At 70.7% G+C, this 22493-nt stretch carries 11 protein-coding genes; 4 read left to right on the top strand and 7 right to left on the bottom strand.

Annotation, left to right across the window (positions count from 1 at the left end; all coding sequences use genetic code 11):
* Nucleotides 1–26: 26 nt before the first annotated feature.
* Complete coding sequence (locus ACFY0T_RS17850) at nucleotides 27–2903, top strand: peroxidase family protein (RefSeq protein ID WP_388870811.1); 2877 nt, start codon at nucleotides 27–29, stop codon at nucleotides 2901–2903.
* 177 nt (nucleotides 2904–3080) lie between these two features.
* Here the strand turns inward: ACFY0T_RS17850 and ACFY0T_RS17845 are convergent, their stop codons facing one another.
* The 5 genes from ACFY0T_RS17845 to ACFY0T_RS17825 all read right to left on the bottom strand — a co-directional run bounded on the left by ACFY0T_RS17845 (nucleotide 3081) and on the right by ACFY0T_RS17825 (nucleotide 12925).
* On the bottom strand, nucleotides 3081–4043 hold the full coding sequence (locus tag ACFY0T_RS17845) for a hypothetical protein (protein WP_388870808.1): 963 nt from the start codon (nucleotides 4041–4043) through the stop codon (nucleotides 3081–3083).
* Between the two features lie 10 nt (nucleotides 4044–4053).
* Entirely contained in the window at nucleotides 4054–5538 is a 1485-nt protein-coding gene (locus ACFY0T_RS17840; protein WP_388870805.1) for an APC family permease, read from the bottom strand.
* A gap of 213 nt (nucleotides 5539–5751) precedes the next feature.
* Entirely contained in the window at nucleotides 5752–6867 is a 1116-nt protein-coding gene (locus ACFY0T_RS17835) for a hypothetical protein (RefSeq protein ID WP_388870802.1), read from the bottom strand.
* Nucleotides 6864–10349 (bottom strand): hypothetical protein, encoded by a 3486-nt coding sequence (locus ACFY0T_RS17830; protein WP_388870799.1) that lies wholly within the window; start codon nucleotides 10347–10349, stop codon nucleotides 6864–6866. Before ACFY0T_RS17830 ends, ACFY0T_RS17835 begins: the two co-directional genes overlap by 4 nt.
* Entirely contained in the window at nucleotides 10349–12925 is a 2577-nt protein-coding gene (locus ACFY0T_RS17825) for a dynamin family protein (protein ID WP_388870797.1), read from the bottom strand. The genes ACFY0T_RS17830 and ACFY0T_RS17825 overlap by 1 nt, the downstream gene beginning before the upstream one ends.
* A gap of 331 nt (nucleotides 12926–13256) precedes the next feature.
* On the opposite strand from ACFY0T_RS17825, the gene ACFY0T_RS17820 reads away from it, so the two are divergent.
* On the top strand, nucleotides 13257–15875 hold the full coding sequence (locus tag ACFY0T_RS17820) for a TIM-barrel domain-containing protein (protein WP_388870794.1): 2619 nt from the start codon (nucleotides 13257–13259) through the stop codon (nucleotides 15873–15875).
* A gap of 9 nt (nucleotides 15876–15884) precedes the next feature.
* Here the strand turns inward: ACFY0T_RS17820 and ACFY0T_RS17815 are convergent, their stop codons facing one another.
* Nucleotides 15885–17723: a bifunctional sugar phosphate isomerase/epimerase/4-hydroxyphenylpyruvate dioxygenase family protein gene (locus ACFY0T_RS17815; RefSeq protein WP_388870791.1), complete on the bottom strand. Its 1839-nt coding sequence runs from the start codon at nucleotides 17721–17723 to the stop codon at nucleotides 15885–15887.
* Between the two features lie 191 nt (nucleotides 17724–17914).
* Nucleotides 17915–18787: a shikimate dehydrogenase gene (locus tag ACFY0T_RS17810; RefSeq protein ID WP_388870788.1), complete on the bottom strand. Its 873-nt coding sequence runs from the start codon at nucleotides 18785–18787 to the stop codon at nucleotides 17915–17917.
* A gap of 181 nt (nucleotides 18788–18968) precedes the next feature.
* On the opposite strand from ACFY0T_RS17810, the gene ACFY0T_RS17805 reads away from it, so the two are divergent.
* Together ACFY0T_RS17805 and ACFY0T_RS17800 are read left to right on the top strand one after the other, a co-directional pair.
* Nucleotides 18969–19634, top strand: coding sequence for a TetR/AcrR family transcriptional regulator (locus ACFY0T_RS17805; protein WP_388870786.1), 666 nt, complete (start codon nucleotides 18969–18971; stop codon nucleotides 19632–19634).
* A 211-nt stretch (nucleotides 19635–19845) separates the two neighbouring features.
* Nucleotides 19846–21198: an MFS transporter gene (locus ACFY0T_RS17800; protein WP_388870783.1), complete on the top strand. Its 1353-nt coding sequence runs from the start codon at nucleotides 19846–19848 to the stop codon at nucleotides 21196–21198.
* Nucleotides 21199–22493 lie beyond the last annotated feature (1295 nt).

The following is a 22493-nucleotide window of genomic DNA, read 5'->3' as shown; positions in this document are numbered from 1 at the left end:
ACGCATCCGTACGAAGGAAACGACCGATGGCCGAGACCGGGCAGTACGAAACGCAGTACGAGCGGTACGAAGGTGGCAGCCCCGAGGCGGAACGGCTGGTGTTCGAACGCCTGGCCCGCGAGCTGATGGAGGTGCAGGTCAAGAACCGGCGTGCCGGTGGTGGCGGGATATCCCGCACCTTCCACGCCAAGGCACCGGTGGCCGTGGAGAACGCGCGGCTGCGCTTCCACGACGATCTGCCCACGACACTGTGCGGCGGTTTCGCCCAGCCGGGCGCCGAGTATCCGGCGACGGTACGGCTGTCGAACGCGAGCGGCATCCGGCAGGGCGACGGATCGCCCGATCTGCGGGGCGCGGCCGTGCGGGTGCGGGTGTCGGAGGACGAGAGCCACGACCTCCTCGCGACCAGCCATCCGGTCTCGCACGCCCGCAACGCGCGCGAGTTCGTGGCCTTCGCCAAGGCGATGGCGGGCGCCCGCAGCCCCCTCCAGAAGGCGTTCGGGCTGTTCGTGAAGCTGCCTCTGGCCGTGGGGCTCGGGACCGCGAACCGGATGCGGCGCAATGTGCGGGCCGCGACCCGGCACACGGTCAACTCCCTTGCCAGTGAGACGTACTGGAGCCGGGGCGCCACCCTGTGGGGCGAGGCAGGGCCGGTGCGCTATCTGCTGCGACCGGCGCCGGGCAGCCCACCGGCGGCCACCCCCGACCGGAGCGACCCGGAGTTCCTGCACCGCGAGATCGCCGGACGGCTCGCCAAGGCGGACGTCGTCTTCGAGCTGTGCGTGCAGCGGTACGTGGATGAGCGGCGCACCCCGATCGAGGACGCCTCGGTGGAGTGGAAGGACGCGATCGCGCCCGCTGTGCCGGTCGCCCGGCTCACCGTCCCCCGTCAGGACCTGAACAGCGCGGAGGCCCGCGCGGCCGCCCGGCGCATCGAGGATCTCGCCTTCAACCCCTGGTACACGACCGACGACTTCCGTCCGCTCGGTAATATCAACCGGGCCCGCAAGGCCGCGTACCAGGCGAGCAGCGCGCACCGGATGGGCCTGCGGTTCGTCACCCAGGAGCCGCTGCAGAACAGGCTGCTCGGTAGGCCGATGGGCGCGGCCTTCGCGCTGCTGAACCGGTATGTGCCCTGGCACCGGCTGCCGTTGCAGCTGAGCCTGCTGAACCTGGTGTTCCTGCGCAAGGCGCTGCGCCGGCTGAACCTGATCGACACCGAGGTGCGGGAGGCGCCGCCGAAGGCGCAGCCGGTGCCGGAGCCCATCCCCGAGCGGCTGCGCACCGAGCGCTCGTACGACGGGACGTACAACGATCTGTCCGCACCCAGGATGGGCGGCGTCGGCGCGGCCTTCGGACGCAATCTGAAGCCGGACTACCGGCCCGACCTGTTCGACACCCCCAACCCGGTCACGGTCAGCCGCCAGCTCCTCCACCGCGAGAGCTTCCTGCCCGCGACCTCGCTCAACATCCTGGCGGCCGCGTGGATCCAGTTCCAGGTGCACGACTGGGTCAACCACCGCCGCTACCAGCCCGGCGAGCGCAGCGTCGAGGTGCCGCTGCCGCCCGGCAGCGGGCGCTGGCACAACACGCCCGGCGGTCCTCCCGAGAACGTGATGCGGTTCGCCGAGAACAAGGGTCTCGAACAGCCCGGCGACCGGCCGCCGATCCTCTTCGGCAATGTCGCCTCGCACTGGTGGGACGGCTCCGAGGTGTACGGCGAGGACGAACAGACCGCGCGGTCCCTGCGCGAGCCGGACGGCGGCGCCAAACTCCGGCTGGAGGACGGCCACCTGCCGTCGGGCTCGAACGGCATACCGCTCACCGGCTTCAACGAGAGCTGGTGGATGGGGCTCAGCGCGATGCACACCCTCTTCGCGCGCGAGCACAACGCGGTGTGCGACGCGCTGCGCGCCGAGTATCCGACGATGGGCGAGGAACGGATCTACCAGACGGCACGGCTGGTCGTCTCCGCGCTCATCGCGAAGATCCACACGGTGGAGTGGACGCCGGCGATCCTCGCGACCGAGGCGATCGACATCGGGCTGCACACCAACTGGCAGGGCCCGCCGAAGAACTGGCTGAACCAACTGGGCCTGTGGCTCTTCGAGGCGCACTCGCTGACCGGTATCCCGAAGACGCTCCCCGACCACCACGCGGCGCCGTACTCGCTCACCGAGGACTTCGTCACCGTCTACCGCATGCACCCGCTGATCCCGGACGACTTCGAGCTGCGCGAGCACCACTTCGGGCAGCGCCTGGAGACCGTAGGCTTCCTGGACATCCAGGGCGGCGCGGCCGAGGCGCGGATCCGCAAGACGGGGCTCGCCAACACGCTGTACTCGTTCGGGATCGCCCATCCGGGCGCCATCACGCTGCACAACTTCCCGCGCTCGCTCCAGCAGTTCGAGCGGGACGGCGAGATCATCGACCTGTCGGTGGTGGACCTCGTACGGACGCGGCGGCGCGGTGTCCCGCGCTACAACGACTTCCGCGCGGGTCTGCACAAGCAGCGCATCCGTTCCTTCGAGGAGCTGACGCAGAACGCGGAGACGCTGGCGCGGCTCAAGGAGGTCTACCGCTCGGTCGACGAGATCGACACGGTGGTCGGCCTCTTCGCGGAGAATCCGCCGGAGGGCTTCGGCTTCAGCGACACCGCGTTCCGGATCTTCATCCTGATGGCCACACGGCGCCTGCAGAGCGACCGCTTCCTCAACGTCGACTACCGACCCGAGATCTACACACCGCTCGGCATCGACTGGGTCGAGAAGGGCGGCATGAACTCCGTCATCCTGCGGCACTGCCCGGAGCTGGCGGCACTGATGCCGCGCGGGGCGAGCGCGTTCGCGCCGTGGCGGTCGGTGCGGCAGGGCAACGACGGAGGCTCGGATGACCCCAGCTGACGACCGCACCGCCATTCAGGCCACCCGGGGCTCAGCGCCCTCTTCACGCGGCCCTTGCTGGAGACCGGCTGGCACCGCCGCACCCACCGCGGGGCGAGTACGACGACCGGTTCTTCGTGAACGGGCGGACCTCGGCGCACCGCGGGCCCGCCGAGGTCCGGGACGGCTGACCGCGGCTCACACCCCGCGTGACGGCTTCTTCCGCCATTTCACGAACTCCTTCTCCGGGTCACCCGTGTACGACCACGGCGTCCGGGTGGCCCGTCGCCCGATCATCGTGAACAGCGCGGTGGCGATGTCCGCCGTGCCGGCGTAACAGGCGGCGTGCGTCAGATAGTTGAGGTCGCGCACCTCCCCGGGGGCCACGGGGCCGTCCGGGCGCGCCGTGATCCAGCGCTGCCAGGTGCGCCGTACGTCGCTGACGGCGGCGTCGTGGTTCCAGTGCTGGCCGAGCCCGACGACGGCGTCCCGCTGTCCCTTCGCCCCGTCGAGGATGTAGCGGTACTCCTCGACGCGGGCGAACTGCACCAGGACGGGCAGCGCGCAGCCCGGCGGTGCCACACCGGCGGCGTCGCGGGCGAAGTCGTACATGAGGCCGTGCGTGCCGTGCCAGCGTGACGAGTAGTAGTGCAGGATCTGCAGATGGCCCTCCATGCTGTACGGGTCGCGGGTGTGCAGTTCGTCCCACCAGCGGCCGAGTTCCTGGCGGCGTACGCCCTTGGGGTAGAGCCGTGCGACGGAGATCAGGGAGATCCAGGGCGTGGGGTCCTCGGGGTAGGCCTCGGCGGCCTGGAGGCAGGCCAGCACCGCCCGGTCGATGCGGTTCTGGTCGATGGGCACGCCCCGGCCCGCGGCGATGGCCAGGTTGAAGGTCCGGGCCACGTCGGTCGCGGCCCGCAGCACCAGGGCGTCGGCGCTGCGGGGTTCGGCGGCCAGCCAGGACTCGACGGTCGAGTTGCCCGCGCAGGCCGGCGCGAGCAGCCGGATCCGGTGGCTGCGCACGGACCAGTCGGCGCTCGTGGTCCGGAGCAGCTCTCGCAGTCCCTGCCAGCGGCCGATGACGATGTCCTGGCGGGCCGAGGTGAGGGGTCTGTCCCCGCAGTCGGGGTCGAAGTCGGGGGTGAAGCGGTCGCCCGCCATCGGGTCCCTCTCAGAAGTCGGTGGGGAGACCCTCGTGGACGCGGGACCGTTCGGTCTCCGCCGCGGTGGAGTAGCCGTCGGGGATGTAGTCGGTGTCCACGACCTGGGTGGCGTCCAGCTTGGCGGGCCGGTAGTAGTCGCTGCCCTGCTTCCAGTACCAGAGCATGGGGATCAGGCCGACGACGATGCCGCCGATGCCGATCGCGATCGACGCGCTGCTCAGGTCGCCGAGCGATTCGACGAAGATCCAGAACATGAACATGGCGCCGAGGAACGGCCAGAGCCCGCCGAAGAGGAAGTTGGCCGGGGACTTGAGCAGCATCTTGCGGTAGGCGACGACCACCGCGATGCCGGCGAGGCCGTAGTAGACGGCGATCTGCAGGCCGATCGCGGCGATGGCGTCGGAGAGGATGTCGCCGACCGAGCCGAGGGCGTTGGAGGTCACGAACATCACCAGGGCGACCGCGCCGACCACGACGATGGCGACCCACGGGGTGTTCCACTCACGGTGCACACGGCCCAGCGCGCTCGGCATCGTACGGTCGCGGCCCATCGCGAACAGCGAGCGGGTGACCTGGATGAGCGTGGTCTCCAGGGTGGCGATGGTGGACAGCATCACGGCGACGATCAGCAGCTTGCCGCCCCAGCCCGGCCAGATCTCCTCGCCGAGCACGCCCAGGACGTTGGCGTCATGCTCTTGGATCTGCCGGTCGGTGAGGATGACGTTCACCGCGATGGTGAACACCTCGAAGAGCAGGAAGACGATGCCGACGCCGATCAGGCCCGCGAGGCCCGTCGTCCGACGGCTGTCCCTCGTCTCCTCGCTGAGGTTGCTGGTGACGTCCCAGCCCCAGTAGTAGAAGGCGGCGATGAGCGCGCCGGAGGCGAAGCCGCTCACCCCGTCGAAGTGGCCGAAGCCGAGCCAGGACCACTCGAAGGACCGGGCGTTGTCGCTGTGCAGCAGCGCGCCGACCGCGAAGGCGGCCAGGATCGCCAGCTCCACACCGGACATGATCAGCTGCGCGCGGACGGTGAGCCGGGCGCCGCCGAGCACGACGCACAGCATGACCAGGAACCAGGCCGCGCCGACCGCCGTGGCGAGCGCGGTGTTGTCGGCGAGTCCTTCGTCGAAGAGGGCGAGCGTCATCGAGCCCGCGGGCAGCGAACCGGCGACCATGAAGATGGTCGCGGAGATGACCAGGGCCCAGCCGCTGATGAAGCCGAGGAAGGGGTGGAGCGTGCGGCCGACCCAGGAGTAGCTGGCGCCTGCGTTGACGTCGATCCGGCCGAGGTAGCTGAAGGCCAGCGCGATACCCAGCATGGGTATCGCGCAGTACAGGAGTGCCGCGGGGCTGGCGAGGCCCACCGCGCCGACGAGGACCGCGGTGGTCGCGGCCAGCGAGTACGCGGGGGCGCTGCCCGCGACCGCCATCACGACCGTGTCGAACGTACCTAGGGCATTGGCCTGAAGCCCTCTGCCCCTGTTGTTGCTCATGCTCGCGCTGCTTTCCGTCCTGCACGACGCGCGGGCAGACACGCCCGACAACGCCATGTGTTCAGTGGGGGGTGTGAAGGTCGATGCCGTACAACCGCCGTCATCGGGCAGAGGGTCGCTCCGCAGGTGAGGTGATGATAGCGGTGGTCATTCACCTTTCAATGTCAACTGGCCGGTAATTTACGGCTACTGACAGCTCCCTGGGCCGGCCTTCTATTCCACGGCCCGGTGCACCACACGCCCGGGAAACACCTGGTCACCCACGCGCAGCCACAGCCGCAGACAGGCGAGTGTCTCGCCGGGGCGGCCGCCGGCGGTGAGGCGTATGTCGTCGTTTTGTGTGTGACGGCGGGCGTCGCGATAGGGCACCGCGGGGAGCACGAGCTCCACGTCCTCCCCGGCGGCACGCGTCTCGCGGGCCAGGGCCAGGGCGATGCCGTGCGACTCCTCGGCGAACCGGTGCCACCAGCTGCCCGCGGCGGCGGGCGGCAGATGCATGACGGAGCACAGCGCCTCGTCGGCAAAGACGCAGGCACGCAGGCGGTCGGCGCTGTGCCGGGGCGTCCGCTCCATGACCTCCAGGCGCCGGTTCAGCTCGGTGCGGTAGGTGGCGCGCACCTCGGAGTCGGCAAGCAGCGCGGAGCCGCCGGTCCACAGCCCGTCCAGGAGATGGCACAGGCCCTCGTCGAACTCGCCCAGCGCGAGGACGAGTTCGGCCAGTTCGCGCAGGCCCGCGCTCTCCAGGCGGTGGGTCCTGATGCCCCGGCGCCCGTCGTGCGAGGGCGGCAGCAGGACACCGTTCGTCCAGCCGGGCAGCGTACGGAACAGCTCGTCCGGGAGGGGATCCTCCTGAACGGCCCGGCGCCGCCAGGGGGCCGCGTGCCGCTCGGGCAGCCGCAGCAGTGTCAGATGGAACCAGCGGCGCAGCGCGTCCTCGTCCGCCGGTCCGTCCTGCCCCGGCGGTACCGCTCCGGCGGCGAAGTCCGCGACGGCGGGCGACTTGGCGAGCGCTTCAGCGAGCGACTCGATGCCGGAGGCGCGCTCCCGTGGAGGCTGGGCCGACACCGGCGGGGCCGCGCCGGGCTGCCGCACGGGGGCGGACACCGGCCGCGCTGTTCGCAGCGTGTCGAGTTCGGCGAGCAGCGCGGCGCACGCACCGGCGCCGGGGTCGTCCGGGGCGGCGGCGAGCGCGGCGAGCAGGGTGCCGCGCAGCCCGTCCAGTCCTGCCGCCGTGAGGGACGCGAGCAACGACCCTTCCGTACCGAGGAGTCGCTCCAGGGCGGCGCACAGGGCCACCCCCTGGTCCCGGGCACCGAAGGCGGTGCTCACTGCAGACCCGCGAACGGATCGTCGAACTCGTCACGGTCCTTGTCCTGCACGGTCATCCGCTGACGCAGCACGCGCCCCCGCTCGTTCTGCACCTGAAGGAGGTCGTGGGCGGGCCAGTACGGCAGTTCCGCCATGTGCACGCGCAGCCTGCCGTGTTCGTCGAGCGAGGCCCGGAACCGGGACCGCAGACCGCTGCCGGACTGCGGCCTGGGCAGCCGCCCGAGCGTGATCGTGCGGGTCTCCCGTCCGTCCTCGGTCACCACGGAGAACTCCCACTCGCCGGAACTGGGCGGGTCGGGCAGGTAGTTGCTGAGCAGTCCGGCGCGCGACGGCCCGTCGTCGGTATCGGCGTGGAACGACTCGGTGAAGGCCGCCTCCGGGGAGAACACCAAGGTCCCCTCACCCGCGTGGGCCGATCCGGCGACGGTGCAGTTCACGTACACGCCGAGCGGGAGTTTCTCCCGGGGTGACGGGGGACTCGTGGGGGCCGCCGGATGGTCATCGGGCAGCATGCCCGCCTTGGCGAGGCGGCGCCACACGTCCACGTAGGGGCCCTGGTCAGTCGGTACAACGTAGTGGGGCGGCCCGTACGACAGATGGCCGAACACGTCCAGATCCGCGGTGACTTCGAAGCGGACGCTGATCTCGTGCGGCCACACCGCGGGGTCGAGCACACTGCCGGGCGGTGCTCCGGGCAGCTGCTCGCCGACGGCCGGGCACTTGAACTGGCCCCAGGTGATGTTGCCCTGGGTGCCCTCGCGTACCCGGACGACGCTCACGACCTCGGTGAGCTGGGTGAGCTGTGCGGAGCGGACCGAGAGGACGGGCCTCTCACCGCTGGTGTGCATCAGGTGGTGCAGCTCCTCGTTGGCCGAGAACAGCGGCAGGTCGCCCGCGCCGCGCGCGATGCCCCGCTCGAAGGCGCAGGGCAGCGCGAAGAAGAGGTTCTCCACGTCGATCTGCACGACGGTGCGGCCCTGTTCCAGGACGGGGATCGCTCCCTCGGGGGCGAAGGCCGTCTGACGCAGGTGCTCGGCCCAGGCCGCTCCGATCGATGTGGCCGTCTTGGCGAAGGCGCGCTCCACCTCGATGTTGGCGGGGTCCCAGTCCAGCTTCCAGCCGCGTCCCAGCTGGCTGACCAGGACCTCGCGTACGAGCGGCATGGCGCTGGTCTTTCCGGTGAGGACGACGCGGTCGAGCGGCTCGCCACGCTTCAGTCGCTGTTTGAGCATGCCGTCGGCGAGGTCGACGACGTTCCTCAGGTGGGGTTCGACGAGCGTCCTGAAGCGGGCCGCGTCGAGTTCGAAGGAGAGGGTACCGGCCGGCCGGTGCTCGGGGCCGTCGCCCTGCCCGAGGCTGGCCAGCAGTCCGGACAGCTCCTGCTCGGCGAAGCGCAGCGGCGAGGGCTGCGACGCGTCCGTGAACTCCGAGCCGCCCAGGTGGATCTTGGCCTGGTCGGCGAGCTTCCACAACTGCTCGAAGGTCCAGCGGCGCTGGTCGCGCTCGGAGGGCGGCGCGTTCTTCCACTGGGTCGGCACGGCGGCCTCCGCGAGGCGTCGCGCCGCGGCCCTCAGGCCCGGGTCGTCGGCCTGGATGTCCACCGACAGCCGGCCCGCGATGTACTCGCCCGCGTCGTCGAGGTAGGTCGCCTTCGCGCCCTGCAACTCGGTGCGGTAGGAGTCCGGCCGCAGGGCGATGAGCCGGTCGGCGATCTCCGCCTTCAGCCAGTGGAAGACGGTGAGTGTGAGCAGGTCGCCGCCGAGCCGGGTGTGGCCGCTGGAGCCCCGGACGGTGGGCGTCAGCGTGTAGTGGCGGCCGAGGTGACCGGCGTCGGGCCGCTCCAGGACGTCGAGCGGTGTGGTGTCCTTCAGGGACAGGGTGAGCAGGGCCATGTCGGTGGTGCCGCCGCCGATGTCGATGGTGAGGACGTTCTGCACCCAGTTGCCCCGGCGCCGGGAGCGCGAGCGGGCCCGGAACGCCTCGACACCCACGTTCAGGTCGCCGCCGAAGTCCCGCATCACGAAGAACATGACGGCGGCGATGGCCTCGTCGAAGTGCATGGACACCCGGTTGACGCCCAGCCCGTCGGCCACGAGCGAGCGCAGTTTGCGCCGCACGTCGGGTGTGGCGACCGTGGGGTAGGTCAGCACGATGTCGTCGATGCGCCCGGAGCCGAGGGTGCCGCGGGTGTTCGCCCGGATGTACCGGTTGGAGCGCTCGACCAGATAGCCCAGAGCGGAGCGGATCAGGTCGTCGGACGTCGGCGCGGGCAGCCCCGGCGCGGCGGGCAGCTCGTCCATGGGGCGGGGGCTCGACAGGCGCAGCTTCAGACCGCGGAAGGCGGCCAGCGGTGCTTGGCCGACGATCCCGGGCATGCTCCCCGTTCCCGTCGCCGTGGGCAGTCCGGCCGCCGCGGGGCCGATGAGCCGTTCCGGCTCGCCCAGTCGTACGGCGAGCGGATGGGTCTGGAGGACCTCGATGCGGCTCGACACCTCGATGCTTCCGTCGCCGAGTTCCACCGGGAACAGGCGCATCGGCTCCAGGGGCGGTTCCGCGAACGCCTCGTCGTAGCAGTGGTAGAGGCGGCGCGCGAGTTCGTAGCGCAGGGTGTGCGAGCAGTCGGGGAGCCGCTGTTCGAGCAGCAGACAGAACTTGAACAGGTCCTTGGAGCCCGTCTCGGAGCCGATGCGGGCGGCGAGGGCCCTGGCCTCGTCCGGGTATCCGGCGCCGGTGGCGCGGCTGTCGCCGTCCATCTCCGCGGCCGTCAGCGCGAGGACGGACTCCCACTCACCGGCGACGACCTTCGGGTAGCCGCCGTCGAGGACGCAGTGGACGATGCCGGCGCGCAGCCGCTGCACCTGGGAGGGCGCGAAGGGCTGGCTGGTGTGGATCAGGGCGTCGTAGAGGGTCACGGTCGAGTTGGAGGTGCCGAAGTCGATCGCGGCGTGTCCGAGGTAGCGGTCGGTCTCGGGCGGTTCGGGGGGCCGGAGCGGTACTTCGGTGGCCCGGCGCGGCACTCCGGCTGCCTGCCACGGTACGTCGGCGGGCGCGGCGAACGAGACGAGCACGGTCGCTTCGCTGCGGTAGGGAACACCGAGGATCTCCCGGCCGGTGAGCCGGTCGACCATCAGGTACTCCACCTCGCACACGAGGCGGGCCACTCCGTGGTCTCCGGTGCCGCCGGGTCCCGGAGCGGGCACGGGCTCGGGGTGGATGTCGACCGTCCGGTCCAGGCGCGCCCCGGTGAGGTCGGCGCCCCGCCAGGCGTCCGCGACGAGGGCCTGCCACCGGTCGGGGGGCGTCTGCTCCTCGTCGGAGGCGCCGCGCGCCCAGCACGTGAACCGCTCCACGCGTACGCCGGGTTCGCCGGGCGTGAGCCGCACGGCGGGCAGTCGGTAGCGGCCGTTCGCGTCCGGCTTGAGCGGCATCGACGGGGGACCGCCGACCGTTTCGTCGAGGACGAACTTGACGTCGAGCGGCATCACTCGCCTCCCCCGTGGAACACGTCCAGATACGTCGGGTCCGGTCCGGTGGCGGACAGTCCGGCCTCCGGCGCCCACGCGCCCCGCTGCCACGAGTACACCGAGAGGTCCGCAAGACGCCTGAGCTGCTCCGCGAACCCGGCGGTGTCGGCCTCTGCCCGGGTGTCCCCGACGACGGCCGTGACGAGGGCGTTGGTGACCTGTCCTTCGCGCATCTCGGCGATGAAGGCGTCCGCCTGCTCACCGAGCCGGGCGGCCACCGCGCGCTGGGCGTCCGCGAGCCGGCCGAGCGACTCGTGGAGCACCATGGCGGCCATGTCGCGGCGGTAACGCGCGACCACGGTCTGGTGCCGTGCGTAGGTCCCGGCACGGCTGTCGGGGTGCCAGGGCAGGGCCTGGCCGAGCCGCAGCGGGAAACGGTCGCGCAGCCGCGCCTCACCGACGGCCGCGTCGACCGTGCTGCCGTCGCGTACGGCCTTCTCCGCGGCGTCGCGCAGCCAGCCCAGCGTGGTGGCACGCGAGAGACGGTCGACGAGTGCGGCGTTGTCGTTCGGGTCGGCGGAGCGCAGCCGTTCGAAGGCCTCGGGCGTGATGACGGTGCCCAGTTCACGCGCCGCCGCGATGAGCCGGCGCTGGTGTCCGACGAGCCAGTTCTCCAGCGCGCCGAGCAGCCGGGGGGCGTTGCGGGCCTCGATCTCCTGGCAGGTGTCGCGGAATTCGGTGAACAGATCGTCCGCGTCGAGGGGCGGCGGCCGGTCGTCCGGGAGGCTCGCGGGCTCCACGTGCTCGTCCTGGACGGCGTCCAGGAGCCGGCGCCACGAACCCCAGGCGTACACCTTCTCCGCGGCGTCGCCCGCCAGTTCCTCCAGGAGTGTGGGGCCCTGCTCGGCGTCCTCGCCCGCGAGGCGCAGCCGCCGCGCGTCGAGGAGTTCGGTCCTGGACCTGGTCCGTACGTCCTGCCAGACCGAGAGCAGAGCGGTGAGCCGCTTGCGTACCTCCGTCTCGGCCCGGGCGTCGACGGGGGCCGTGCCCGGACCGGCGCTGAGACCGCGGTACACCTCCCGCAGCGCATCGGAGGCCTCGGCGCGGTGGCCCGCGAGCTGTTCGAGGCGGAGGGCGACGCCGTGCTGGACGACGTGGTCGAGCAGGGCGCGGCGCAGTCGGCCGATGCCGCCGTCCTCGGAGAACGCGATGAGCATGCCGCCCAGCGCACCGCCCACGTCGTCCGCGTCCAGCCGCTCGCCGACGGCCCGCCACACGGCCGCCCGGCTCTGGGCGAGAGGGATCTGCGTGTCGAGGTGCCGGGCCCGCGCGAAGTGGGGTCCTATGCCCTGGGCCCCGGCGCCGGTGCTCAGGGCGCGCATGGCCGAGGTGAGGACGATCCGGTCGCTCCGGCCGCCCGCGACCAGGCGCTCGGCACTGGCCAGCAAATCCCGCAGGACGGGCACGCCGTCGAGGAGGCGGTCCCGGAGCAGCTGGCCCTCGTACTCGACGTAGGGGCGCAACAGGGCCTCGCTGACGGGCAGTTCGTGGAAGCGACTGACGGCCGCCAGGACGGAGTTCTCCAGCCCGTCCGTGCGCTGCGCCGCCTGCCACATGCGGCGGATGCGCTCGGGGGTGTCGGTGGCGCCGCCGGTGGTCTTCAGCAGGATCAGGATGGTGTGGGCGGAGCGCAGTTCGGTGCCGCACACGTACTGGTCGCGTACGGCGCTGAAGGCACTGTTGAGTCCGGGGAAGTCGAGCAGCCGCAGTTCGCCGCCCGGGAACTCCCTCACGTCCCATACGTTCCGGGCCACTTCGACGTCACGGACGACCCGTCGCACGAGCGGCATGGTGGCCCTCAGCAGGCCCGCCGTGATCGCGCCGCCGGTGAGCCGGGGGTCGAGGGTGCGGTACTCGGCGGGTCCGGGCAGGACGACGGCGGCGCCCGCCAGGGTGTCGTCCAGCTCGGCGGTGAGTCCGTACAGGGGCCGTCCCGCCTCCCGTACGTGCCGCAACGCCCCGTCGATCAGGTCGAGTTCACCCAGCGTCCCGGCAAGCGACTTCGCCAGCTCGCCGCCGAGGTACGCGTCACGGAAGGACAGCAGTTCACGGCAGTCCGGCTCGCGCAGGCGCACGCGGCGCAGTTCGTCGACGAGCCGCTGCTCGAGGCCGCCGTCCGCCGCCTGGGTGGCGAGGGCGTCCCGCAGGTGGCGCAGGTACTCCACCGTCTGCTCCTCGTCGAAGTACTCGACGCGTACGGAGGTTTCCCGGGACACCTGCCGGTCCGGGGCCGCGGGCCGCGCGTGGACGACGGTGACGTTGCCGGTGACGGCCTCGTCCCCGACGGGCAGCAGTTCGGGCAGTCCGAGCAGGGTGCCCAGCAACAGGGACTTGCCGGCGCTGAGTTCACCGACGAGTCCGACGGTGAACGGGGACTCGGCGCTCTCCCGGGCCAGGCGCAACGCTTCAAGCGCCCGCCGCTGGGCTCGTGCCACCTCCTCCCCCGCGCCGCGCCCTGCCGACGGATGGCGCGCGAGCAGTTCGATCAGGCCGGACGCGTCGGACGCATGCCGCGCGAGCTCCCCCAAGGACACGGTCTCCCCCCTCTCGCCACACCCGCATCAAGGCTCAACAGGCCCCTGGTCCCATGCGAGTTGACGCACCCCCCGATTCGGGGGACACCACCGTAAAGCCCCTCCTTGTCCGCAGAAAGCAGGATGGGCAAACAATCTTCCTCTTTTGCGGAGCACCTCAGTTCGTCGGAGCCAAGTCCATTGGCGTGTACGGCCGTTGACAGGCACTGCAAAGCCTGTGACTCTTCATGCTCGAAGTTGCACGGAATGACGACTGTTCAAGCATGAGCAAGCATCGGCGTCTTGGCGCCGATGGGGCACTTGGTCCGAGTTTCGAGTGGAGATGCGTACCGTGCGAAGACTCCGACACCGTTCCTGGGCCATGGCGGGGCTCGCCACCGCCCTGGCCGTCACCGTGCTGAGCGCCCCGGGTGGGCCCGCGCTCGCGGCGACCCCGGCGAGCGCCGTGCTCGACGACACCCACCAGAGCGTCAGCTGGCAGAGCCCCGTGTACGCCAAGGGCACGTCCGGCGGCACCGAGAGCTGTCCGTCCGCCGCCGACGATCCGGACAACAAGGTCTGCGACCGCTTCGACGTGAACGTCTCGGTGCCGCGGGGATATTGGGCCGACAACCCCGAGGGCGGCGTACCGATCTCGATCGAGTGGGAGCACCCCACCGACGACTTCGACCTCTACATCTACGACGACGCGGGCAAGCAGGTCGCTTCCAGCGCCGGCACCGCCGACCCCGAGGCCACGGTGATCCCGAACGCTTCGGGGACCTATCACGTGCTGGTCGTGCCGTACGACGTGCACGACAACGCGTACACCGGGAAGGCCTATCTGCCGCAGACCACGGACGCGGGCGACCTCACGTCCTTCGGCGGGAGCGACGGCAGCTACACGATCGAGGCCGGACGACTCAAGGCGAGGGCAGACTTCCTGACGGGCGGTCAACTCCGCCTTCAGGCCGACCCGTCCGGCTCCTTCTCCGACCCTGCGGGCACGGCCATCATCCGCAAGCAGCCCGCCCTCCAGAAGCACACGACGTCCTTCGACGCGGGCGCGTACTACGGCATCCGCTCCCCCGACGCGGTCCTGCGGGTCTACAAGAAGCCGCTGCGCTTCGGCCTCTACAAGGCCGACAACCGTACCCCGATCTGGCAGGAGGACAAGCCGCTGCGCTGGTCCACCAGCGGAATGCGGCAGAGTCTCGCGCGCGGCGCGGACGAGCAGTTCTTCGGCGGCGGGGAGCAGAACGGCAGCTTCTCGCACCGGGATCAGACGATGTACGTGGCCAACAACTTCAACTGGAACGAGGGCGGTTACAACAACTCCCAGCCCTTCTACCTCTCCAGCGCGGGCTACGGCGTCTTCCGCAACACCTTCGCGCCGGGCGTGTACGACTTCGGCTCACCCGTGCGGACCGGGCAGCAGGAACGGCGCCTGGACGCCTACTACTTCCTCGGAGACGCGAAGAAGGTGATCGGCGCGTACACGGCGCTGGTGGGCAAACCCTTCATGCCGCCGGTGTACGGCCTCGAACCGGGCGACTCCGACTGCTATCTGCACAACGCCAACCGCGGCGAACGGCACACCCTCGACGCGCTGAAGATCGCCGACGGTTACACGGCGCACGACATGCCGCTCGGCTGGATGCTCGTCAACGACGGCTACGGCTGCGGTTACGAGAACCTCGCCGAGACGGCCAAGGGCCTCCAGGACCACCACGCCCAACTCGGCCTGTGGACCCAGGACGGCATCGACAAGCTCGCCGACCAGGTGAAGGCGGGCCAGCTCGTGGCCAAGCTGGACGTGGCCTGGGTCGGCAACGGCTACGGTTTCGCGCTCGACGCCTGCGACAAGGCCAAGGCGGGCATCGAGGAGAACAGCGACGCGCGCGGCTTCGTCTGGCTCCCGGTCTCCTGGGCGGGCGCCCAGCGCTGCGGCGTCCTGTGGAGCGGCGACCAGAAGCTGTCCTGGGACTACATCCGCTGGCAGATCCCGACGTACGCCGGAGCCACCCTGTCCGGCATCGCGTACAACACCGGTGACGTGGGCTCGATCTACCGCCACGACGCCAAGATGTACGCCCGCGACCTCCAGTGGAAGGCGTTCCTGCCGGCCATCATGACGATGGACGGCTGGGCCTCCGACATCACCACCGGCAAGCCGGCCGACCAGCAGCCCTGGCTGGACGGCGAGCCCTACACCTCCATCAACCGCAAGTACCTCCAGCTCAAGGAGCGCCTGCTCCCCTACATGTACACGCTCTCCGCCGAAGCGACGAAGACCGGCGTGGGCGCCGTACGTCCGCTGTGGCTGGAGTACCCGGACGACCTGAGCACCTTGGGCACGGACGCCACGTACGAGTTCCTCGTCGGCCCGGATTTCCTCGTCGCCCCGGTCTACCAGGACTCCGAGACCCGCGACGGCATCTACCTCCCCAAGGGCACCTGGACCGACTACTGGACGGGCCGCACCTACCAGGGTCCGACGACCGTCAACGGCTACCACGCCCCGCTCGACACCCTCCCCCTCTTCGTGAGGGGCGGCGCGATCGTCCCCATGTGGCCCAAGGGGACGACCAGTTGGCAGACACGCGACCGAGGCGAGCTGGACTGGGACCTGTATCCGAAGGGGAACAGCGACTACACGCTGTACGAGGACGACGGTGTGACACGTCGGTTCACCGAGGGCGCGTCGGCGACGCAGCGCGTGGCGGTGAACTCCTCCTCGCGCACCACCGAGGTCAACGTCGGTGCGAGCGTCGGTAGTTATAAGGACAAGCCGATGGCTCGCTCGTACCGCTTCACCCTGCACGGCGAGTCCGCGCCGAAGCAGGTGCTCCTCAACGGGCGTCCGCTGCCCGGTGACGCGTGGTCGTACGACACGGGGACCGGGGTGACGACGGTCAGGACGCCCAGCCTGCCGCTGGACCGGGCGTTCTCGGTGCGGCTCCTGCGGTAACGCGGCGCTTCAACGCCCCGGTCGTCGCATCGCGTGCTGCGCGGCACGACGCACCGGGGCGTTCCGCGCGCCGTAACCCTGGTAACCGCCGTCGCGCTGGACGAGTTCGAAGAAGACGCGGCCGACGGTCTCCGTGTAGCAGTGGCGGAACTCGCCGTCGCCGTCGCGGTCGTAGAGGATGCCGAGTTCGCGGTACGTCGCCAGCTCACCGTCGGCGAATTCGTACCGTGCGGCCAGGTCGTCGTAGTAGTTCGCGGGCATCGGCAGCAGACGGCCGCCCGCCTCCCGGAAGCGGCGGGCCGCGGTGACCACGTCGTCCGTGGCGAGGGCGATGTGCTGGGCGCGGGCGCCGTCGTCGGTGGGGGCGGGGCCCACGCCGAGGGCGATGCGGACGCTGCCGTCGGCGTTGGTGACGGCGCGGCTGCGGTGCAGGCCGTAGGGGTCGGCGACGTCGACGCTCTCCTGCGCGCCGAGCCCGAGCACGCTGCGGTGAAAGAGGGCGGCCTCGTCGAACTGGTGCCAGGGCTGGGTGAGCGCCAGGTGGTCGACGCGAGTCACGGAGCGCGCGGCAGGCTGGTGCGCAACGGGTTCGAAGTCGTCTGTCCAGGTGGGGAGTTCCGGGAGGTCGGGGGTACCTGTACCTCCCTGCTTGAGCGAGTGCGATCGCTCGGGGGAGACGCAGAAGAACAGCTCGGTGCCGTCGGGGGCGGCCACCGCGTCGAGGGGCGCGTCCTCCAGCGCGCGGCGGCGCGGCAGCACGGGGGCGAGGAGGGATTCGGCGCGCCGCGCGGCAGCGGCCGGGTCCGGTGACTCCAGGCCGATGGCGGCTAGCGCGGTGCCGTCGCGCCGGGCGGCCGGTCCCGTGTTGACGAGGACGCGGGCCTCGCCTTGCTGCCAGAGGTCCACCGGCTTGCTGCGGTGACGGGCCGTGCGGGTGAAGCCGAGAGCGCCGAGGAGCGCGGCGACGGGTGCGACGTCGGGGGTGACGAGTTCGGTGAAGGCGACGCCGGTCGGCACCACAGGGGCGGGCGGTGTCGCGAGCCCGGTCGCCTCCTGGAGTACGAGGAGGGAGCGCCGGGCATCGACGGCGGTCGGGCCGGCCTCGGCCTGGCGGAAGACGTCGTTGAAGACTTCCAGGGAGAGCGGTCCGCGGTATCCGGCGCTCATCACATGCCCGAGCAGTCCGGCGATGTCGAAGCCGCCCTGGCCCGGGAAACACCGGTAGTGGCGGCTCCACTGGAGCACGTCCATCGCCATCAGCGGTGCGTCGGCCAGCTGCAGGAAGAAGATCTTCTCGCCGGGGATGTCCTCGATGCCCTTGGGGTCGCAGCCGCGGGCCAGGATGTGGAAGCTGTCCAGGCAGGTGCCGAGGGAGGGGTGGTCCGCGGCCTCGACAATGCTCCAGGCGTGGTCGTACGTGCTCACATGGCGGCCCCAGGCCAGCGCCTCGTAGGCGACCCGGATGCCGAAGTCCTGTGCAAGGTCGGCCAGTTGACGCAGCTGACCGGCCGCCAGCGCGTCGTCGTCGACGGCGAGCGGGGAGACGCTGGAGCACACCAGGACGGTGTCGGCGCCCAGGCGGCGCATGAGCTCGAACTTGTGCCGCGCCCGGCGCAGATTGCGGGCGAACTCGTCCTCGGGCACGGCCTCGATGTCGCGCATCGGCTGGTACAGGTCGATGCTCAGACCGAGGTCGGTGGTGCGGGCGCGGATCTCCTCGGGCGTGAGGGGGCTCGCGAGCAGGTCGTTCTCGAAGATCTCGACACCGTCGAACCCTGCCCGGGCCGCGGCCGTGAGCTTCTCGGTCAGGGAACCACTGAGCGAGACGGTGGCGATGGACGTACGCACGGTGATGCTCCTTCGGTGTTGCTTCACTGCCAGGGAGGGCTAGGGGCGAGGCGCGTGTGGAACCCGGGCTCGGGCAGGCCCCGTAAGGGGCGCGGGGCTGTGAGATGTGCGGCTCCGCCGCGTGGGCCCGAGCAACCCCCGCCGCCCCGCACCCGCCCCCTCACCCCGGCCACCCCACCCATAAGGCGTCCTCAACTCGGGACGGCGACACCCGCCAGCTCGGCGATGTCAGCCAACATCCGCACACTGTCGGGCTCCCGCCCGGTGAACAGCCGAAACGCGTCCGCGGCCTGGAAGACGGCCATACCGCCACCGTCAAGCGTCGCGCAGCCCATCGCACGGGCGGTGCGCAGCAGCTCGGTCTCGAGGGGCCGGTAGACGACCTCGGCGACCCACAGCCCCGGGTGCAGCAGCTCGGCCGGAAACGGCAGCCCGGGATGGGCGGCCATCCCCGTGGGCGTGGCGTGCACGATGCCGTCGGCTCCGGCGAGCAGGGCCGCGAGCTCGTCCGGCGTGGCGGCAGCGGCGCGACCGTCGCCGAAGTGCCGGTTCAGCGCGGCGGCGAGAGCGGCGGCCCGGTCGGGCATCGCGTCGACGACGGTCACATGCCCGGCGCCCAGCGTGAGCACCGCGTGTGCGACGGCCGCACCCGCACCGCCCGCGCCCAGCTGGACGACCCGCTCCAGAGAGACGTCGGGCAGACCGCGCGCGAAGGAGGCCGCGAATCCGGTGACGTCCGTGTTGTGCCCGATCGCGCGGCCGCCCTCGAAGACGACGGTGTTGACCGCGCCGAGCGCCTCGGCCCCCGGGGAGAGCTCGTCGAGGTGGCCGATGACCACCTGCTTGCAGGGGTGCGTGATGTTCAGCCCGTCGAAGCCGACGTCCCGTGCGGCGCGTACGAGATCGCCCACCGCCTCCGGTCCGACGCCGAGCGTGTCGATGTCGATCAGCCGGTACAGACAGCGCAGGCCCTGCCGGTCGGCCTCCCGCTCATGCAGCGCGGGACTGAGCGACGGACCGATGCCGGACCCGACGAGGCCGACGAGATACGAGTGCTGGGGCACGGCAGGCCTCCGGGGCGATGGCTAATGTACGAACTGGTTCGTTAGTAAGTGATACCAGGATGTCGGGCCTTCGGGAAGGCCTTCGAGAAGAGCCGGACCGGAAGGCCCGCAGCGGGAGCCTGCTTCTACAATCGCGGGCACCAGGCCCCACCATGAAGCGCCCGCCGCCCGAAGGAACCCGATGACCAGCGTCGAAGAACCGGCACGACCCAACGGGCGCATCCGTGACGCCGCCCGCACCAAGGCCGAGATTCTCGACGTGGCGACCCAGGAGTTCGCACGCGCCGGGTACACCGGCGCCCGGGTCGACGAGATCGCCGCCCGCACCCGCACCACGAAGCGGATGATCTACTACTACTTCGGCGGCAAGGAGCAGCTGTTCACGGCGGTCCTGGAGCGCGCGTACTCGGTGATCCGGCAGGCCGAACAGGAGCTGGACGTCGAGCACCTGGACCCGGTCGCGGCCATCCGCCGGCTCGCCGAGCTGACCTTCGACCACCATGAGGCGCACCCCGACTTCATCCGCCTGGTGAGCATCGAGAACATCCACGAGGCGCACCACATCGCCGCATCCGAGGAGCTCGGAAAGATCGGCTCCCCCGCCCTCGACGTGATCCGCCGGATCCTGGCGACCGGCCGCGAGTCGGGCCTGTTCACGGCCGACGTCGACGCGGTGGACCTGCACGCGATGATCAGCGCGTTCTGCTTCTTCCGGGTCTCCAACCGGCACACCTTCGGCGCCCTGTTCGGCCGCGACCTGGTCGCCCCCGACCAGCGGGAGCACTACCGCACGATGCTCGGCGACATGGTCATCGCCTATCTGACGGCGGACCGCTCGGAGGACTGACGGCACAGCCGGCGAGGGAAGATCCTTCGGCGCGACCTCTTGACACCCGGGAAACCTGAGCGCAACATCCGTAGCCATCCGCTACTAACTACCTAGTGGGTTAATTAGCCGGGTGCTCACCCGGCACGGCCGACCCGTCACCCCCAGGGATCCGGCACTTCTCCCCTCCGCTCACTCCGCTTACGTTGGAGTTCCCCCGAAGGAGCACGCCGTGTCCGTCCCCACCGCCCCGCTCGACGCGCCACCCGGCCAGCCCCGGAAGGCCGCCATGGCCGCCTGGATCGGCAGCGCGCTGGAGTACTACGACTTCTTCATCTACGGCAGCGCCGCCGCCCTGATCTTCCCGAAGGTCTTCTTCGACGAGTCGGACCCGGCCACCGCGACCCTGCTGTCACTGGCCACGTTCGGCGTCGCCTACGCCGCCCGTCCGATCGGCGCGCTGTTCCTCGGCCACTTCGGCGACCGGCTCGGCCGGAAGAAGATCATGGTCTTCACACTGATCCTGATGGGTCTGTCGACGTTCCTCATCGGCTGTCTGCCGACCCGCGCCCAGGTCGGCGGCCTCGCCCCGGTCCTGCTCGTCCTCTGCCGCGTTCTGCAGGGCATCTCCGCGGCCGGCGAGCAGGCGAGCGCCAACTCGATGACACTGGAACACGCGCCGCCGAACCGCCGGGGCTTCTTCACCAGCTTCACGCTCAGCGGCACCCAGGGCGGTCAGCTCCTCGCGACGCTCGTCTTCCTCCCCGTCGCCGCGCTGCCCGAGGACCAGCTGCTCTCCTGGGGCTGGCGCGTCCCGTTCTGGCTGAGCGTCGCGGTCGCCGTCGTCGGCTACGTCATCCGCCGCACGCTCCAGGAGACCCCGGCCTTCACCCAGCAGGCCGCGACCGAGGGCGTCGCCAGGCTGCCCCTCGCCGTACTCTTCCGCGAGCACTGGGCGGACGTCCTGCGAGTCGTCGCCGGTGCCCTCGTCGCCTCGGTCAGCACGATCTTCACGGTGTGGGCGCTGGCGTACGGCACGAGTGACTCGGTCGGGCTGTCCCGCTCGCAGATGCTGTGGGTGGGCGCGCTGGCCAACCTCGTCGCCCTCGGCGCGATCCCCGCCTGGGCCACGCTCTCCGACCGCATCGGCCGCCGCCCGGTCTATCTGATCGGCGCCGCGGGCAGCGCCGTCCTGATGTTCGCCTACCTGTGGGCAATCTCCACGGGCTCCTACCCGCTGGTCCTGCTCTTCGGCATCCTCGCCTTCGGTGTCGTCTACAGCGCCGCGAACGGTGTCTGGCCGTCCTTCTACGGCGAGATGTTCTCCACCCGCGTCCGGCTCTCCGGCATGGCGATCGGCACCCAGATCGGCTTCGCGGTCGCCGGGTTCGCGGTCACCTTCGCCGCGCAGATCGCGGGGCCGGACGGCTCCGACTGGTCGTCGGTGGCCCTGTTCACGGCCGCCCTGTGCGTCCCGCCGGTCCTCGCCGCCCTTTCGGCCCGCGAGACGCACAAGGTGCCGACGGAGCAGCTCGGTGAGCGGGCACCGCGGGGGGCGGCACAGCCGGAGACGGTGACGGCCTGATCCCGCTCTGCCGAGTCCCCGGACGCCGCAAGGGCTCCGGGGACTCGGGCATGGCCCGGACACCAGCAGCTCCGTCAGTCCCGGGCCACCCGCTCCAGCGAGAAGGCCTCCCGCGCCTGGCTGCGAGCCCAGCTCCCCCGCTGACTGCCAGCCCCGGTCCCAGAACCGCGATCGCCTCCGGGCTCTCGTGGATCCACCGGCGGTCATAGATCTCGTCCGCACCCGGCCACGGCAGCAGCGCCGGTACGGCCCCGGACGCCATCCAGGGCTTGTTCCGCATTCCGACGGCCCGAAGCCGGTGATCGCCGGGGCACCGGCCATCCGTCCTGCGTCTTGGGCCCAGGACTCACCTCCAGCCCTCACGCCCCGTTGACAGATGATGTTTTGAGCAAGAGCATCGGCCAGAGCAAGCAGCAAGGTAAAACGCTGCTGCACGGCAAGCCCATGGTTCTCCCGCTTCTTTCAGAAGGACATGAGTGGTGCGCGGCGCGCCGGCACTCCCCCGGAGAGCCGCTCCGCGCACACCGGCCGGGTTCAGGGGCGGCCGGTGTGCGCGGAGCGCTCGTTGACTATCGTTGCCCGATCACATGAGTGGGACCCGGCCGTGAGCTGGGCCGCCGGCACACGATGGGTCTACCGGTCGCCGGTATATACACCCGCAGCGTGACGGGGCCTGCCACGCAGGTCAGTGCGCGTAGGCGCTCACGCCTCTTTCCCACGGCAGGACGGGAGCTTACGTCTCCGCCGGCATTCCGGAACCCGGCCAGCAGTTGGCCCGTCTGGCACACAGGCGCAATACCTTGTGCGCAGGGGTTCTCGGGGGGAAGGTCTGTGACCATGCAGTTCCCGCGCAGAAGCCTCGTGGCCTCCGATTCCGAGTCTTGATCCTCCGATACAGCTGGGTCAACCTGCTCGAGGGGCCCGCCGTTCAGTCCGCTGATCGCATCGTGCAGGGCAGCGTCCTCCCGACAAGTCCAGACCCGCCCGCCCACGAGCACGCTCTCCGCCTTGCCCATGGTTCCGCGGCAGTCGCCGTGGCCGTCCAGCCGTGCGTCGAACGTGGTCTGGGTCCCATTGGGTGCGCGGAGTTCACCGACCATCCGGAACGACTTTGCGTCGTGCATCTGTTGCAGGACGTTCCGCATTGCCTTGGCATCGTCGTCTCGTCTTCCGCGTTGCAAAGTTCGGCGGTCCACCCCCAGGCAGGATTGTCATGCACCCGCCCGGAATAGGCCATTCCTCGAAGGGCCGGTTCACCTGTGCGACAGCGCGCGGCCAGTGCGCCACCATCGAGT

The sequence above is a fragment of the Streptomyces sp. NPDC001530 genome (genome assembly GCF_042894545.1).
Lineage (GTDB): Bacteria > Actinomycetota > Actinomycetes > Streptomycetales > Streptomycetaceae > Streptomyces.
This window is presented reverse-complemented; position numbering and strand designations above follow the sequence as displayed.